General features: G+C 49.3%; 17 protein-coding genes and 1 pseudogene. 6 read left to right on the top strand and 12 right to left on the bottom strand.

Annotation, left to right across the window (positions count from 1 at the left end):
- Positions 1–195 precede the first annotated feature (195 nt).
- A complete protein-coding gene (locus IP581_RS20125; protein WP_193821238.1) occupies positions 196–1,758 on the top strand; it encodes a methyl-accepting chemotaxis protein in 1,563 nt (520 codons plus the stop codon).
- Here IP581_RS20125 and IP581_RS20120 read toward each other — a convergent pair.
- The gene (locus tag IP581_RS20120; protein ID WP_086870223.1) at positions 1,755–2,279 is read right to left on the bottom strand and encodes a PadR family transcriptional regulator; all 525 of its coding nucleotides are present in this window, start codon (positions 2,277–2,279) and stop codon (positions 1,755–1,757) included. The two genes, IP581_RS20125 and IP581_RS20120, sit on opposite strands and share 4 nt — an antisense overlap.
- Positions 2,280–2,518: 239 nt before the next feature.
- Here IP581_RS20120 and IP581_RS20115 point away from each other — a divergent pair, with 239 nt between their 5' ends.
- Complete coding sequence (locus tag IP581_RS20115) at positions 2,519–3,289, top strand: siderophore-interacting protein (RefSeq protein WP_193821237.1); 771 nt, start codon at positions 2,519–2,521, stop codon at positions 3,287–3,289.
- A 36-nt stretch (positions 3,290–3,325) separates the two neighbouring features.
- Here IP581_RS20115 and IP581_RS20110 read toward each other — a convergent pair whose 3' ends face one another.
- The 11 genes and pseudogenes from IP581_RS20110 to IP581_RS20060 all read right to left on the bottom strand — a co-directional run bounded on the left by IP581_RS20110 (position 3,326) and on the right by IP581_RS20060 (position 15,404).
- Entirely contained in the window at positions 3,326–4,495 is a 1,170-nt protein-coding gene (locus IP581_RS20110; RefSeq protein ID WP_086870229.1) for a coiled-coil domain-containing protein, read from the bottom strand.
- Positions 4,496–4,762: 267 nt separating this feature from the next.
- Positions 4,763–5,905, bottom strand: a complete 1,143-nt coding sequence (locus tag IP581_RS20105) for a response regulator (protein WP_097400766.1) — start codon at positions 5,903–5,905, stop codon at positions 4,763–4,765.
- A complete protein-coding gene (locus IP581_RS20100; protein WP_193821236.1) occupies positions 5,898–6,992 on the bottom strand; it encodes an HDOD domain-containing protein in 1,095 nt (364 codons plus the stop codon). The genes IP581_RS20105 and IP581_RS20100 overlap by 8 nt, the downstream gene beginning before the upstream one ends.
- On the bottom strand, positions 6,983–8,092 hold the full coding sequence (locus IP581_RS20095) for a sensor histidine kinase (RefSeq protein ID WP_193821235.1): 1,110 nt from the start codon (positions 8,090–8,092) through the stop codon (positions 6,983–6,985). Before IP581_RS20095 ends, IP581_RS20100 begins: the two co-directional genes overlap by 10 nt.
- A 5-nt stretch (positions 8,093–8,097) precedes the next feature.
- On the bottom strand, positions 8,098–9,210 hold the full coding sequence (locus tag IP581_RS20090; protein ID WP_193821234.1) for an FIST N-terminal domain-containing protein: 1,113 nt from the start codon (positions 9,208–9,210) through the stop codon (positions 8,098–8,100).
- 390 nt (positions 9,211–9,600) lie between these two features.
- Positions 9,601–10,089 carry an STY0301 family protein gene (locus tag IP581_RS20085; RefSeq protein ID WP_228007789.1) on the bottom strand — a complete coding sequence of 163 codons (489 nt, stop codon included), beginning with the start codon at positions 10,087–10,089 and terminating at the stop codon, positions 9,601–9,603.
- A gap of 264 nt (positions 10,090–10,353) precedes the next feature.
- Positions 10,354–11,064, bottom strand: a complete 711-nt coding sequence (locus tag IP581_RS20080; protein WP_193821233.1) for a hypothetical protein — start codon at positions 11,062–11,064, stop codon at positions 10,354–10,356.
- Between the two features lie 436 nt (positions 11,065–11,500).
- Positions 11,501–11,772 (bottom strand): annotated as a pseudogene (locus IP581_RS20075) (IS3 family transposase); the annotation flags it as partial.
- A 608-nt stretch (positions 11,773–12,380) separates the two neighbouring features.
- Complete coding sequence (locus IP581_RS20070) at positions 12,381–13,622, bottom strand: hypothetical protein (protein ID WP_193821232.1); 1,242 nt, start codon at positions 13,620–13,622, stop codon at positions 12,381–12,383.
- 135 nt (positions 13,623–13,757) lie between these two features.
- Complete coding sequence (locus IP581_RS20065) at positions 13,758–14,774, bottom strand: phage integrase (RefSeq protein ID WP_193821231.1); 1,017 nt, start codon at positions 14,772–14,774, stop codon at positions 13,758–13,760.
- 9 nt (positions 14,775–14,783) lie between these two features.
- Positions 14,784–15,404 (bottom strand): phage repressor protein CI, encoded by a 621-nt coding sequence (locus IP581_RS20060; RefSeq protein WP_193821230.1) that lies wholly within the window; start codon positions 15,402–15,404, stop codon positions 14,784–14,786.
- 90 nt (positions 15,405–15,494) lie between these two features.
- Here IP581_RS20060 and IP581_RS20055 point away from each other — a divergent pair, with 90 nt between their 5' ends.
- The 4 genes from IP581_RS20055 to IP581_RS20040 are packed head-to-tail and all read left to right on the top strand — an operon-like array spanning position 15,495 to position 16,773.
- Complete coding sequence (locus tag IP581_RS20055) at positions 15,495–15,731, top strand: regulator (protein WP_193821229.1); 237 nt, start codon at positions 15,495–15,497, stop codon at positions 15,729–15,731.
- A gap of 34 nt (positions 15,732–15,765) precedes the next feature.
- Complete coding sequence (locus IP581_RS20050) at positions 15,766–16,275, top strand: phage regulatory CII family protein (protein ID WP_193821228.1); 510 nt, start codon at positions 15,766–15,768, stop codon at positions 16,273–16,275.
- Positions 16,276–16,279: 4 nt separating this feature from the next.
- On the top strand, positions 16,280–16,471 hold the full coding sequence (locus IP581_RS20045) for a phage filamentation protein Fil family protein (RefSeq protein WP_193821227.1): 192 nt from the start codon (positions 16,280–16,282) through the stop codon (positions 16,469–16,471).
- Positions 16,435–16,773 (top strand): DUF5347 domain-containing protein, encoded by a 339-nt coding sequence (locus tag IP581_RS20040; protein ID WP_193821226.1) that lies wholly within the window; start codon positions 16,435–16,437, stop codon positions 16,771–16,773. The genes IP581_RS20045 and IP581_RS20040 overlap by 37 nt, the downstream gene beginning before the upstream one ends.
- The last annotated feature ends 7 nt before the right edge of the window (positions 16,774–16,780 follow it).

The raw sequence follows: 16,780 nt of genomic DNA, 5'->3' as shown, positions 1-16,780 counted from the left end.
ACAATTAATCGTTGCTGGCTATCAGAAGATTCATTAAGTAACTAAAAAAACGATCAAACTCATAAAGTTAGCGCTAACGTTACCGATAACGGCTAGTGGCTGCATTCTTTTAATTTGCGCCAGGGACTTAAGCGTGCCATTTGGGTGAAGGCGCGGAACTTTCGTCAATAAAATAATCAAACCCATGGAGAATATATGTTTTTACACGATGTAAAAATCAGCACGAAATTATTTCTGGCGTTCGGCTTTTTTATTGCGTTAATGGTAGTGAGTTCCTGTCTGTCACTCTTCAGCCTGAACCGCGCGAATAACGGAATGCAAGAGATCGTATACGAAGATTATCCAACCACGGTAAAAGCCAATCAGCTTATTGATAATTTCCAGACCTTTGTCAGCACTCAGCAGTTGATGTTGCTGGATAGCGACGGCAAATGGAGCGGGGAGTCGCAAAAGCAACTTACCGAGATTAGCGCCCATATTACGGCTCTGCTGGAAGACTTATCCAAAAACCTGCGCGATAGCAAATCACAGCAAATCCTCGCGGATATCCGCACTGTTCGTCAGCAGTACCTTGATTCCCGCTTCCGTATCCTCGATCTGGTGAAAAAGGGCGATCGCGGGGGGGCGATTCAGGAGATGATGACCAACACCATTAAAATCCAGAATGCGTATAAAGAGCGTGTACTGGCGCTGATAGCGATTCAGGATGGACAGATGCGCACGGCGGGCACGCAGGTGCAGAACGACTTCGTTTCTAACCGTTTGATGCTGATCCTGCTGGCGGTTGTTAGTATCGGCATGGGCAGCCTGATTGGCTGGTATATCGTACGCATGATCACTCGCCCGTTGAGAGAAGCGGTGACTTTTGCTGAAGCGATTGCCGATGGCGATTTAACCCGCACCATTGATTCCCGCCATCGCGATGAAACCGGCGTGTTGCTGCGTGCGCTGATGGAGATGAAAAACCGCCTTGTCGAGATTGTTCACCAGGTGCAAAACGGCTCTGAGAGTATCTCCAGCGCGGCGGCGCAGATTGTGGCTGGTAACCAGGATCTGGCGGCCCGAACCGAAGAGCAGGCCAGTTCCGTCGAGCAGACGGCGGCGTCTATGGAGCAGATCACCGCAACAGTGAAAAACACCGCCGATCACACCGCCGAAGCGACGCACCTTTCCGCCGATGCCGCAACGGTGGTGAAAAACAATGGCGAAATGATGAAGCAGGTTACCGAGAAGATGCGTGTGATTAACGACACCTCGAACCGGATGTCGGACATCATCAACCTGATTGACGCGATTGCCTTCCAGACTAACATTCTGGCGCTCAACGCGGCGGTCGAAGCGGCGCGCGCCGGTGAGCACGGTCGTGGCTTTGCCGTGGTGGCCGGTGAAGTACGCCAGTTAGCGCAAAAGAGTGCCTCCTCTGCCAACGACATTCGCCATCTGATTGAAAGCTCAACCAGCCAGACCCGCGAAGGTATGGCGCTGGTCGAAGAAGCCAGCGCGCTGATTAACGGCATGGTCAGTAATGTGGAAGAGATGGATGTTATCCTGCGCGAAATTGGCCAGGCAAGCCGCGAGCAGACCGATGGTATTTCGCAGATTAACAGCGCGATTGGCCTGATTGACTCGACTACCCAGCAGAACTCCAGCCTGGTGGAAGAGTCTGTGGCGGCGGCAGCAGCTCTGAACGATCAGGCGTTGCATCTGCGCGAGCTGGTACAGGTATTCCGCCTGCGCGACGTGCCACAGGCAGTTTAATCGAGTTGTGAAATCTCCAGCGCTGCGCGGTCGATAATGCCAATTATCTGTTTAAGCTGCGTGGCGCTGACTTCCCCCTGATTCACCCGTAAATCCAGCACGGCTTTAAAGTTCTCCAGCGCCCGCTTCATCTGCGGGTTTTTGCGTAACTGATAGCCAACGTTGCGCGCTTTAATGCGCTCCTCAATTTGCGTCAGCAACGGCTGATTTTCCGCCAGCCACTGTCTGCCCGGCGGCGTGATGGCGATCATTCTGCGCCCGTTTTCTTCATCGCCAACGGTAATAAATTGCTGCTCTTGCAGGAAATCCAGTGTCGGGTAAATCACGCCTGGGCTGGGTGTGTAGTTGCCTTGCGTCAGCGCTTCAATGGCTTTGATCAGCTCATAGCCGTGGCTGGCGTTCTGGCTGAGCAGATGCAGGATCACCAGGCGTAATTCACCGTGACCAAAAAAGCGCTGGCGGCGGCCGCTTCCGTGCCCGTGATGGTGCTCGCTATCGGCATTGCCGTGATGATGGCGCATAGCTGCTTTCTCATATAATTTGATATATCTAATTTATATCTAAAATACTCTGCTTAAACAATGTTGGCGACATTATTTATATTAATTATTTGATTTATAATTGTTTTAATTGTTCTGTTAGCAACCGGTGCGCTTTCGCGTTGCTATATCATAAAAGATCTTGCCTTCTGTCTAATCAACAATCATTATCATTTGCGCAATATTTAGATATATCGTATTCACGTTCACGAAGGCCGATTATGACTACCAATCCTCAACGCTATCCCCGGCGAGTGCGCAATGAGCTGCGCTTTCGCGAGTTAACTGTTTTGCGCGTCGAACGTGCGGGTTCGGGCTTCCAGCGCATTGTGCTCGGCGGCGAGCAACTGGATGGCTTCACCTCCCGTGGCTTTGACGATCACTGCAAAGTTTTCTTCCCGCAACCGGGCACGCACTTTGTGCCGCCAGTGGTGACCGACGAAGGTATCGTCTGGGGCGATGGCCCGCGACCGGCTTCCCGCGACTATACGCCGCTGTACGATGCCGGCCGCCACGAACTGGCGCTGGATTTTTATATTCACGACGGCGGCGTAGCGAGCAGTTGGGCGATGCAGGCGCAGGTGGGTGATCAATTGACTATCGGTGGGCCTCGCGGTTCGCTGGTGGTGCCGGAAGATTACGCCTGGCAACTGTACGTTTGTGACGAGTCCGGCATGCCCGCGCTGCGCCGCCGCCTGGAGGTACTCAGCTTGCTGGCGGTGCGCCCGCAAGTGACGGCAGTGGTAAGCAGTGCGGATGCTGCTTATAAAGACTATTTCGCGGATGTAAACGGTTTTGATATTCAATGGGTGCAGGGGCATAACCCGCAGGCCGTTGCCGACAAGCTGGTGGCGATAAGCGTGCCGGAAAACGACTATTTTATCTGGCTGACCGGGGAAGGGGAGGTCGTAAAATCGTTGATGACGCGCTTTGAATCGGCTGACATCGATCAACACCTGGTGCGTGCGCAAGCTTACTGGCACAAGAAATAAGCGTTAAGCCCGGTGCGATTACCGGGCTCGTTGCGCTCAGGCCACTTCGTCGTACTCGGCTTCGCTGACCTGCTGTTCCAGCGTCTGGCGGATCTCCGCCAGCGCTTTCTCCTGCTGGCGGAAGTAGGTTTCCCTGTCGCCAAGCGTGGAGATCAACTGCCAGGACTCCTCTTTTTCCAGCGTTGCCAGCTCTTCAATCAGGCTGGCAATATGCTGTTTGACCTCAAGAATACGCTGGCGCAGGCGCTGCAGATCGTTGAGACGATCGCTTGCCATTAAGGGTTCCAGCCCTTTTTGCAGGCGGGTCAAAATCGAGCGAATGGTGCTAAGGTCGCCGCGCTGGCGCGCCTGGTTAAGCTGCACCATCATGCTGTGCGCATCGTTTTTCAGTTCGTTATCCACCAGATCCGGGTGGCAAAGCTTACTGGCCTGACGCCACAGGCGTTTCAGCTCATGACGCTCGTCTTCGCTCATCTTCTGCTCAAAGCTAAAGCGTTTTTCCGCGTCGTGCTGCTGCTCCTGGTAGCTTTCATACTCCTGACGCGCTTCGTCACGCGCCTGGCGCGTGGGCTCTTCTTCCCGCGTGAGGCCACGTTCCAGCTCCTGCGCTTCGGCAAGCAGCGAGGCAATCAATTCGCTTTGTTGTTGCAGATGCTTACGTGCTTCTGCCGCCTGCAATGAGTGGGGCGGCATGCTCTGCCAGCGTTTCGTCAATGTCACTAAGACTTCCACCGCTTGCGACAGGTATTTCTGGCAGCGCAGATAATCCGCCTCGCGACGGCGCGCTTCCGCTTCCTGGCGGCGTACCGCCGCTTCAGCCAGCGTTTTACGCAGCCGCAAGATCTGTGACATCAGCGGCCCAAGGCGGGTTAAATAGAGATCGTTGAACTCATCCAGCAACTGGATACGCGCATTGCGTTTATCAATGAGTTCGCGCATTTGCTCTTCCAGCGCTTTCAGCTCCAGCTTGCTGGCGGCCACTTGTGGATCCTGCCAACTGACCACTGAGCGCTGGTTTTGCAGCCAGACGGTGATGGCGCGCATCGCTTCGCTGTAATTTTTCTCTTCAAGCGCGTGAACGATAAACGCTAACTCCGGGTCCGTAACTTCATTTTTGAGTAAAGGAAGCTGGCTGAGGATGATACCGTCATCCTCCAGTTCAATGGCGTATTTGATGATTTCAAGCCGTTTTATAGGTTTGTTCATGGCGTTTCGTCAAAGCGCGTTGAGTGTGTTAAAGGGAGTTGTTAATTCATCAAATCTGGACCATGGATGCAAATCTCGCAATAGCCCGGAGCCATATTACATGGGACATATTTCAATGCGTTAGTCTTTCTGTGAAAATTGCGTTTATGGCGTCTTTTTGCCGCGAAACGAGCGAAAAGTTGCTTTATGGCGGGGAGTTTGCCCCGCCTGTCACGGTGTATCCGCTTGCAGCATAACGACGCGATTACTCTCCCGATCGCTTGCCGATCATACCGATGCGCTGCTGTCTGGCAGCCCGCGAACCCGGATGGGTTCCTCAATGGCGTTCGCTGCGAGCAAGCGCTGCAGAGCCGAGATCGCGGTGTCGGTCAATTCGTGCCCTTTGGTCAGCACCATCAAGCCATTAGTGGTGCGGATATCTTCATCAACCACCCAACCCGGCATCAGCTCGCGAATACGCGCAGAGCGCACGCCGGTCACATTGGAGCGGAAATCTGACAGGGATTTAATAATGTATTCGGGTAACGGTGGGTGCGCCGCCCGTAAGATTTCCCATGGCCGCTCCAGACTCCATCCCCGCGCCGCATGCCGCTCCAGCTCAAGGGCTGCGCGTAGCAAATGGGCGCCGCGTAAAACCTCAAGCGGTACATTCGGTGCCGGCTCTTTTGCCTGGTGGCGAATGATCCCGGCGACCAGTTCAAGACGGGGAATATTTTCTACCAGTTTTCCCGCGACGTCGGGATGCCCGAGCAACAGCTTTTTCTCCTCCTCGGAGAGTTTGCGTTGAGCGGCATCAGCCTGAACGATATCGGCAGGAATACCGACACACCCAATTTGGCTTAATGATGCGGCAATGGTGTAAATCCACTCATCAGGCCACTCCAGCTTCGGCAGTGCGTGGCGGACGCAAGATTGTGCGAACGCCGCCCGCTGAAAGGCCCACGGTGCGACCATGGCAAGCACTTCCGTCAGCGTTTTGACCGAGGCGGTGAGGGTGGTTGCCAGCAGCTCTTTTTCTGCACAGACGAGACGATACTGGCGCACGGCGTCATTAAGCGCCGCGACCAGTTCGTCTTTCGGACACGGTTTGCAGAGATAGCGGAAAATGGCGCCTTTATTGATGGCGGCAATAGAGGACTCCACATCGGCCTGGCCGGTAAGCAGGATCCGCACGCTATCGGGCGAGAGCTCCCGCGCTTTCGCCAGAAAAGTGGCGCCATCCATACCGGGCATGCGCATATCGGACATGATCACCGCAAAACGTTCTCCCCAACGAACAGCGTCCAGAGCGGCTTCGCCGCCCGGTGCCACGACTACATCAAATTCACCAAACAGGTTTCGTTCCATCGCGGCGAGCACGTTAGGTTCATCATCTACGCACAGCACCCTGGGCAAGGCGGTATCAGTCATGAAGAGTGTCCTGTAGGTTAGCGAGCATCTGTTGCCATAAGGGGAGCTGGTCAAGCACGCCTGCGTTTTCAAGGTAATCGCGATCGGGGGGGCTGTTGTTGGCCAGCGCCACAGCGACATGCACCACACCAGGCGCACCAAATACACCATGTGCGAAACGTGCGGGCTGAGCGTGCCCCGCCACGATGTCGACGATATCCAGCGGTAATCCCCACACCGCCAGCAGGTAAGCGCCCACCGCTGCATGCATGGGAATATCATTACAGGTGGTTGTTTCGCTACCGATCTCGCTCATTTCGGGGATCAGCTTCGCAATATTGGCGAGTAGCGCGGCGGTGGATTCCAGCCCCTGATGGCCCGCAATCCGGGCGGCGAGTGAAGAGGCAAGAAGAGAACGCCGGCGTAACTCGCTGACAAAAGGATCTCTTTTCGCATCGGTAAAACAGTGTGACGCCAGCACCAGCAATTTCACCTGCTCCATGCCGAGCAGCGTAATAGCGCTACCGATATCGTGGATCGGCGAACCTCTGTTGAACCAGACTGAGTTTGCAAGCTGCATGATTTTGGCGCTCAGCGCCGGGTCGCTGCTCAGCAATTCGGCAATCTGTCGGGCATCGCTCTCGGGATTATTGAGATGATGCTGAACGTCAGTAAACACCTTCGGCGCGGCTGGTAATTGATTGATTCGTCCGACCACGTCGAGCACTAACGGATCGTTGAACATCGTGCGCAGAGAAAGCGCGCTTTCAATCATCTCTACTAACTTCGCATTGTCGCAGGGTTTAGAGACAAATCGATGCGCGACTTCGAGCATACGCTGGGTGGCACCTGGTTCTGAGTAGCCGGATAAAATGATGCGTATCGTACCTGGCCAGCGGTTACGCACCTGCGCCAGTAACTCTGCGCCATCCATGAAGGGCATGCGCATATCGGAGACCACGACATCCGCCGGCGTCTCTTCCAGCATGATCAGCGCTTCAGGGCCGCTGTTGGCGAAGCGGCACTCCCATTCGGTATCTTGCATCATGATGGCGCGCTCAATGCCTGAAAGCACCCGGCTTTCGTCATCAACGAACATCACTTGCATGCAGGCTCATCCTCGTTGCGGCAATTGAGCGGAAATTGCAGGATAAATGTGGAACCCACGCCTTCTTCTGACTCGCAGCGAATCTTGCCATTATGTTTGTCCACCACGGTGGAATAGACAATCGCTAAGCCCTGTCCTGTTCCTTTACCCACCGCTTTAGTGGTGAAGAACGGATCGAAAATGCGATCGCGAATGGCGGCGGGTATACCGCTGCCATCATCCTGGACACGGAGTTCTAAATAATCGCCGTTTTGGAATGCTGAGATAACGATGCGGCCTTTCTCTTTCACCCCTTCCTGCAGGGTATCCGCAATGGCGTGGGCGGCATTGACCACCAGGTTGAGAATCGCCTGGCCGACCATGTCACGCAGGCAAGGGAGCTGCGGTAAGTTGTCGGCGACGTTGGTTTCGAGCTCCGCCACATATTTCCATTCGTTGCGGGCCACCGTGACCGTGGTATTAATCACATCGCGCACATCTATCCGCTCCTTCACATTCTTCGAAGGGTGGGAAAATTCCTTCATCGCGGCGACAATCCGCGCAATATGTTCAAGCCCTTCCAGAGACTCGTCCAGTGCGCCTGGAATTTGCCGACGCAGAAAATCAATTTTTGTGCGCTTCAATGTGGTATCGAACTCTGCCATTGCCGGATCGCCGGCCATTTTTTCGCGCGCAACGTCAGCGAGCGCGAGGGCAGCATTCAGCAGTTTTAGCAGCGAGTCCGTGGCTCCCTTTATGAAGCCGACATTATCGGACACATACTGCGTCGGGGTGTTAATTTCGTGGGCGATACCGGCGGCGAGCTGACCGATAGACTCCATTTTTTGCGCCTGAAGTAACTGAGTTTGCGCCAGACGCAATTCGGCCAGCGCTTTTTCCAGCTCATGCCGTTCGTTTTCTAATTCCATTGTCTTGCGCGCGACCACTTTCTCCAGCCCGACGTTTTGTTCGAGAATGGCAAAAGGGGTGGCGTGACTGTGCCGGGCTTCCTGGGCGATGCGGCGTTTCAGCACATCAATGGTTTTATCCCGGGCTGCGAGTTTGCGCTCGTAGTCGGCAGGGGTAAGACCCGGGGTAGAGGCTTCGGAAAACAGCGACATGAGATTTACCCTCCAATGGCGACACCGGTAAATGTCTGGTTGACATGCAACCCGTTGTACTGCTCACCGTAGGTTGAAAAACCCACCACCCGGTTCTGCACCATGATTTCGCCAATCTGTTGCTCCAGCCCCTCTTTTTCGAACTGGAGACGGCGCAGGATACAATCGCAGCCGATGATGACCGCAGGGTTTGGGATCGTCTCGTGCACTTTTTCAAACGCCTGACTAAAGGTCTGGATCGGATCTTCCGCTTTGCCGATCGAAACGATCAGCCCCTCTTCGATAGCGCAATAACAGGTCAGCGAGAGATCGTCATTCATTTTCTGAATGGAACGGACGTAGGGCTCATCTCCGAAGGAGAGCACCAGCGGGTTGCGGGAAAAGACGGTTGGCGTCAGTTCGTCGACGGTAAGACCAAGGGATTCAGCATAGATCTGCGCGGCAGGTTCACCGTTGATCTCCATAATGAGCCGTTTTTCCGCGTCCGCCTCGGTGATAACCAGCTCGATGTCGCTGGGTACGAAATGTTGGATCTTAAACGTGGCGACCGGTGAACTGGTTTCGATAACCGCGAAAACGGCAGCGTCAGATATGAAATTGCCATCCCCATCATAAATAAAGCTTTTTTCGAAACGCAGATCGTCACCGGCGGAGCCGCCAATGAGGGGCACATTACCAATCTGTTGATAGAGATTGGCCACCAGCCGCTCTTCGGCCATCGACAGACCGTCCACCAGCAGCAGACCAAAACGATGCAGGTTGGGTCTCTCTTCGCTGTCGCGGCGAATGGTTTCCGCGATATCGGTAATGACCGAGGTGTAATCAAGCAGCGGGTGAATGATAAATGCGCGGGCGTGAAAACCACGGCTCAGCCCAAGACCCAGCAACCCCGAGTGCTGAAAACCTTCCGTACCAATATGACCGGAGGAGGTACAGCCGATGCAGGTGCAGGAGAAGGTGTTTTTTAATTCGCGGCCTAGCACCTGCAGATCGTAATCCGGAGAGCAAAAGAAAAGAATGGTTTCAACATCTTCATGACCGATTTGGGCTGCAAACTGGGCAACAGCTTCGACCGGATCGGGAGATTCACTGCTGGCATATCTGGGCTGGAAACTCACGGTAAATTCTCCCACTCTGTGCAGCGGTTTTAGCCCCTGCGGTAGCATGGCCCAATGTGTTGCGCATTGGTCTGATGAAGGAAGATTAGGAGTTGGGTGAGTAAATATCAAATCGGCAGGTTGATAATTTGACAGGCTTTTTACTTCTCTTTTCTTTTTGTATCGGCAGGGTTAATTCAGCGCATTTCCGCGGGTACAGACGCGGCTGAAGGGCTAACTTTTTAAGCGCAGAAGTTGCTCGGCGAAGAGATGAGGAACTTGTTGATGAAGTGATTCGGGGCCATGAGTCATGGTCGATATGCTGTGGCGTGTGGGGGCAATTACCCAAAGAAATCATCGCTTAGCTCATTTTGAACGCCACTATTTCATTCCTCACTTACTGCGGCGGGATTATTGGCAACGGGCGATCAGATTATTGTACTGGTCATACGAGACCGCGCATTTCTGCGCCGTTGCCGGAACCATCAACCCAACGGTTTGCCGCGTATTTTTATACCGGCATACAATGTAGAGCGATGTTGTATGCTCCCTGGCTTCGTCCTGGTAATCAGCCAATGTCCAGACCGTGTCTTTATCTGTATCTGGCATCAGTTCGACTAGCTCATTTGGCGGACCGACAAACAAGCTGGCATCCGCCAGGGCATGCTGCTTCATATTCGCGTTCGCGGACGGAAATTGCGGGCACTGTATGCCGTCTGCCTGCGCAATTCTGGCGAATGACAACACGGCGACAGTGAAAAGAGTACGTTTACTCCACAACATAATGATTATCCCCCAGTTTTGCGCACGTGATGGCCTATGAAAACGAATCATACGTTTGCTGACACGATCAGGAGCTGCCACCTTTTCACCAGAGGGTACGTTCGGCGAGAAACTCACTGTAACATCCTGCCCTGGATAAACAGGCACATGAGAGATCTCATCGATCAACATGAGGCGGTAGAAATGAATTATAAATAGGTCGGCTATCCTAATACCATCTATTATACTTAACATAAAAATATGTAACGATAATAATCCATGTAAGGGTTAGTATTCCGAAATAATTAGGTATAAAACGAGCGAATATATAAGCGCCTGCAACAATAAGCACTAAGGGAATATAATAAATATATGATTGTAGAAACCATAATATTGCTTTTTTCATCTTTTTAAAAGCTCATATAAAGCATCGCCAATTATTTCTTCATTATTTCCGCCTGATTCTATTTGGTAAATTATCTTTGTCATTTGCGGCTCAATAAGAAAATAAAGCATCTCAAGGTTTTGTTGATACAAAGCCTGATAATAAGCTGCATCCTGAAATTTGAGTTTGTTAGCAGCCAGAGCCGCTATTTGTGCCTTTGAATATATTATTGCACCGTTAACATACATTGATGACAATGAGTTAACCATCCTGATATGTGATTCGTGAAAGTCACCGCTACTGAGGACAAGCTTTGCGATAGTCATGGACAGAGCTAGTTTGCTGGATTTCTCTGCGTACTCATAAGCCTTGTCGCCTATTTCCTTTTTAAGGAATTCGGCAAGACTTGTGCTCTTTTGTTTACCAAGTTTTTTAAGAGTTTTCCGAAAATAAATCTCGACCATATCCAGAGCGACATCGTTTCGATTATAGATCTCGGCAAGTGCCAGTGCGAGACGGCGGTCTTCATTTATTAGCTCACGACAAGCGTTTCGGTAGTAATCGTCTGGTATTAAGCATGAACCATAGTTGATCATACGCTGCGTGCCAAGCTTCACATTTTCAATAGTGCGCATATTGGTCGCATGTATTTCGCGTAATGCTTTCGTTAACGCTAAAGCTAGCTGTTTGTCAGCCTGAGCCTTCATTTTTAAGTAGCTTTCTGCCATTTTAATTTCCCTTGATATAACATTAGCAATCAATAATTGATCATCATCGTCAGAGGAGGCAAGGAAGATAATGAAAAAAAGCGGTAAGGTGATAATTTATGTTTTTGTAGTGATTATTTTTTTCCTAACTATTCCGGAGATCGTGATTCGTGTCCTGACCCCGGAGCAGTTTGCACGTCTGAGTGATTTTACAAGTCTTGGGGGATTGTTAAGTCATCTCCTGTCAGTACTGATTTTTCTTGGACTTGCATCTATTTTACTAGGTGTGCTCGCAATTTTTTTAACGAAAAAAATTTACCGATATCTCACGCAATCGAGAAGCTAATCGGCATGTCTTGATTGCACCTGCGGGCAGCCGCTCTTCGCAAGCATTTGGTAATTTTTTATCGGTATGGAAGGGAGACTGGCGGAGTAAGAGGTCAGTGCTCTGATGCGGCAAACCCGTCGTCTCACACATCAATGCTACGGTTTTGCGCTTCTGGTTTGTCGTCAGGACTTTCGGCCCAGTGCAGTTTGAAGCGCCTCCTTATTCAGCATCGACTCAGCAAGCAACTTTCTGATCCTGGCATTCTCGTCCTTAGGCGTCTTTAGTTGCTTCACCTCTGCTACCTCCATACAGCCAAACCTCTTACACCATGTATAAAACGTGGCATTACGGCAAAGATCGCGAGCGGAAACACCCGCCTCGGCTTCGTGGAGAATACTGATGTTCTATTCGTCGGAAAAACGCTTCTTCATGTTGCTGATGAATACATTACTGACATCGCGGTGTATTAATCAACGGGGAGCCGGTCACTCCTGAGTATTGCCCATATATGGCTCATAACAGACAATTATTGTTAGTCAGGCCTTAAAGATAGATACAGTCGAAACGGGAAGACGCCAGTAGTTCTCCATTGTTACTATGCCTCAATTACCCGTAACCAATTTGTTTTCAGACATAAGACAAGATTCTGAGAGGTGGTTGGTAAAAGTGATTGCGAGGACGTAAAGCGGATATAGGCAACCAAAAAGGGGACATTGATTATCAAAACAAAAAAGCCACTCGCAGGAGTGGCTTAGATATATGATTTTAAAGCTAAAATTTGGTGGCCCCTGTTGGGTTTGAACCAACGACCAAGCGATTATGAGTCCCAATTTGAAACGAGTAAAATCAGTAACTTACTGATTTTTATGTTTTCTTTAGGCCGAATAGTGATGAAAAGTGGCACATAGCGTTGCGCTCTGCTGCCACTTTGCTGCCAAACCAGTGAGCGTAAAATCTAATGTTCATAGATCCTCCTCATATGGCAGCATGTGCAAATTGCTGGATATTATTATATTATTAACTTCAAAATACCTATTGCAATTCCGCTACCCAAAAGAGTTATATTCCCTTTAGATTTGAAACTTGTTGATTCACCAATACTTTCATTTTCTATTTTTAACTTTTTAAATTGTTGTTTTTGATATTTAGTCACTATATTGAAAGTTATTTCTTTATCATTTGATATGATTTCTGACTTAAGATTCAGTAAGGAATTAATATCTTGCGAAACAATGTCGTTAATAATTGAATTTTTCATCCCGATAAATAAAATGTAATTCTTTCTAAAGAAGAACCAGTCGCCAGATATTTTGTTTTCACCTAACTTAATGGTTGTTTTGTGCAAAAAGAAACTTTTATCAAAGCTTCCACTTTCATTGCTTTTAATATAGTAAGGGAGTTCATTTGCTGTTTTAATATCTACTCTGTTTTCGGATAGATCTATGATCCTATCACGTAATAAATGAAGTAACTTTGACTGAGGAGATAAGAAATTCATTACTTTATAATAAAATCCGAGTCTCTTTGATAACTTTTCTTCTTCTAAATTAATATCAGATGAACCTGAAGGTGGGTCAAGTAGGTAGCATTTCAATTGCTGATTCCTTCCTTCAGGACAATAAGTTATTGTTCCATAATTAAAATCACCGGGATAAGGATGAGTGTGATTAGAAGACATTACTTGCTTTTTTTTACCTATATTGCTTGCGTGAGTATATATGCTGCTACTTTTCGAACTAATATCAATTGAACTGGAGCCTTTCGTCTCAACCTGAACTACTCCTCCGGATGTTACAGCATAACTAAAATCAAAGGCCTTCATTTCTATTTCGGGAATTACGGCCCAGTCTGCTTCATTAACTCCAATTATTCTAGAGATCACAGATAGTCCAATAGATTCACCAACTCTTTTCATTACAATCGCGGCTTCTGGGGTAGCGCCTTCTTGCACGCGCAGCGAGTTGTTAGAAATTTCAAGGTCGTCGATGAAATATTGTGTTGCACAATCTATGGCGTCAATCAAATCATCTCTTGTAGTATATTTTTTTGAGTTAGTGTTTTTTTTATATAATAAGGAGTTTATTAAGTATTCAGCCCCAGTAATTTCTATTCCATTAGATATTACTTTTTTCATGTTATCTATGAAATGTTGGTCATATCTATTTGTATCATTCAGAAGTTGTCGGTGGCTATCATTGTAATATTCCACTGAAACTTTAATCTTTGATGAGGTTAGTTTTTCAAGGTTCAAAACAAATTCCTTTTTTAAGGTTATTGCATTGTGTGATTTTTATTGCAACATTTTAGTTAAATGCCATTGGTGATTTTTTAAAAATGTTGAATGAAAATAGATTAAGTAAAGTATGATTAAGACTTCTCATTTTGTTTAACCAATAAAATTTAATGGATTAAGTGACATTGCTTCAGACAAATGATCTGGTGCAAAGTGTGCATACCGCATTGTGACCTTTATATCTGTATGCCCCAAAATTCGTTGTAGCACAAGGATGTTGCCGCCGTTCATCATAAAATGAGAGGCGAAGGTGTGGCGTAGCACATGCGTCAACTGCCCGGCAGGTGTCTCAATACCGGCGCGTTGCATGGCCTTTCTAAAGGCGGAATAGCATGGTTTAAAGAGCGACTGCGCTTTCCTGCTCATTGGCAGATCAACCTGTAATTTTTCTGTTATCGGCACCGCTCGGTTTTTCTTGCCTTTAGTTTTTACATAGATGATCTGACCAGCACGGATTTGGTTTCCCTTCAACCCTTCCGCTTCACTCCACCGTGCACCAGTTGCGAGACAGATTTTAACAACGACCGTTAAGTCCTTTGACCGGCTTTTCTCACATTCGGCGAGTAGCGTGCGGATTTCTTCAATAGTGAGATACGCCATCTCCGATTCACTGATTTTAAACTCGCGAACGTTTTCAAGCGGGTTTGGGGCGCTCCATTCATCTAACCGCCGCAGCTCATTAAACATCGCCCTGAAGTATGCCAACTCTAAATTAACCGTGCGCGGCGTAACAGTCTTCACTCTACTGGAGCGGGTGATCTTCCCGCTTAAGCGCTGCTCACGATATGCCGCAAAGATTTTCGCGTTGAATTCGGTAGCGAGTGGATTTCCCATCGCCTCACAGGCGAATGCCATTGTGGTTCGCCGCTTCTCACCATCCGCTAACGTGATGCCGTGCGTGTTGAACCAGAGTTCAACCAAGTCAATTACCCGGCGTTTATCCGCTTTCTCACCCAGCCAGGGCTTGTCCTGAGCCTGATCTTTTACGAACTTCTCATAAGATTGTGCTTCGCCTTTGGTGACAAATTGGCGGCGAATCCTTTTGCCGTCGCGGCCATTAGGGAAAACCTGCACCTGCCATTTTCCGTTGGATAATTTGCTTATTGCCATGTTGAGTCTTTAAAGATATTCAGTTCTGGTAATTACTTTGCCTAAAACAACGATATCAGTCGATTGGCATTCAAATGACGCCTTTCCATTCTCGACACGTATTCTTCCACCCGGAAAACGCACTAATTCGCGAATGCTCACCAACTTGTCAATCTCGATAAGCCACAGTCCATCTACGATCTCGCCTTTGTAGGTATCGACCAAGTAAGACTTTCTGTCAGCGTTGATTACAAATGGTGCATTTAAGCCTTCGGGAAGTGAACTTTTATCCAGAATGTAATCTTCCATTGGCTCCAATATCCCATTTGAGATTTTTTTCTGCGTGGTTATCACAACTCGAGATTCTTCTACTTCCATAAAGCGTGCACCTTTACCTGTAGCAAGCCAGGTTATTGATGCTCCTGTTTCCATATGACAGATGATTACCCAATCAGCCGGGAAGGTATCACGCGCTGAACGGTTAGCTAGCGTGCTTTGCGAAACGCCCAGATGCGCGCACAGCGCCTGACGACTGCTGAAACCATACGCGTCAACTAGGCGCTGGATGACTTCTTTTCCACCTCGGTTGCTCTCAACTGATTCACGAACCAGTTTTGAATTATGGTGATTTGTGTTTTCTGTCGTTGACATATCCGATTTGTGATCCTATTCTTCGATCTGTGATGAGATGAATAGCGTTTAATAGTGAGATTTAATACCTAAACCGAGGAATAGTGCATCATGACCCGTAAACTTTCAATGCGCCCTTCAATCAATCTCGTGATTTCAGAACCGTACATTACCGTAGAGGAGTTCTGTCGCCGCACGGGTTACAAGAAAGGCACTGTTCGCCAGATGTACCGCGAAAACCGCTTACCTATCAGGAATAAGGATGGGGTTAACGGCCTCATCGAAATCAATATGCTTGCCCTAATTATCGAAGCAGCAGCAGGTTATGAAATCACAATGCAGGCGTGATGCATCCATATTGAGATAACGTGAGGCATTATTCATGTTTGATTTTCAGGTTTCCAAACATCCCCACTATGACGAAGCGTGCCGGGCTTTTGCGCTGCGTCATAACATGGCGAAGCTTGCCGGGCGTGCGGGTATGAATGTTCAAACGTTACGTAACAAGCTTAACCCGGAACAGCCTCACCAGTTCACGCCTCCTGAGCTATGGATGCTGACTGATCTAACCGAAGACTCAACCCTCGTTGATGGTTTTCTGGCGCAGATTCATTGTCTGCCTTGTGTGCCGGTGAATGAGTTAGCAAAAGACAAATTACAGATATACGTGATGCGTGCCATGAGTGAATTAGGTGAGCTGGCAACAGGTGCTGTATCGGCTGAGCGTATGACCTCCGACCGCAAATACAGCATGGTCGAGAGTGTGAATTCTGGTATACGCATGCTTTCGTTGACAGCTCTGGCACTACAAGCGCGCCTCCAGGCTAACCCGGCAATGTCCAGTGTCGTCGATACCGTTAGCGGCCTCGGCGCGTCATTTGGCCTGATGTGAGGTAATGATGAAAAACGCACCTTCATTTGCGTCATTACTTGTTAAACAAAGCCCTGCCATGCATTACGGACACGGCTGGATTGTCGGCGAGAACGGTAAGCGCTGGCATCCGGTGCGCTCACAAACTCAGGCAAAGCCTGTTTCTTTCAAGGGGGCTACATGGCTATCGAAGCTGTTTCCACAACGGTTCCGCTGAGCACTGGTGCGCGCATGGCTGGCCTGAATCATATCGCTGAAATACGCGGGCGCTTCTGGGGTGATAGCTGGAAAGAGGTCGAGCAATTCGTCGCGAATATGCGCGATACACGCGACCCACAGCATGAAGACAACGAGCGCGCACTGGCCGCTATTTTCTTTCTGGCAAAAATACCGGCAGCTCGTCACGGGCTCAAATTAAGTGAGCTGACTACTGACGAGAAAAAAGCGCTTATTTCAGCAATGAACCATTTTCGCGCAGTCGTGAGCTTATTTCCCAAACGGCTAACCATGCCGAATTAATACCAAC

This window comes from Kosakonia pseudosacchari, assembly GCF_015167415.1.
Classification (GTDB): domain Bacteria; phylum Pseudomonadota; class Gammaproteobacteria; order Enterobacterales; family Enterobacteriaceae; genus Kosakonia; species Kosakonia pseudosacchari.
Note: the sequence above shows the minus strand (reverse complement) of the source record. Positions and strands in the feature narration are given on the sequence as shown.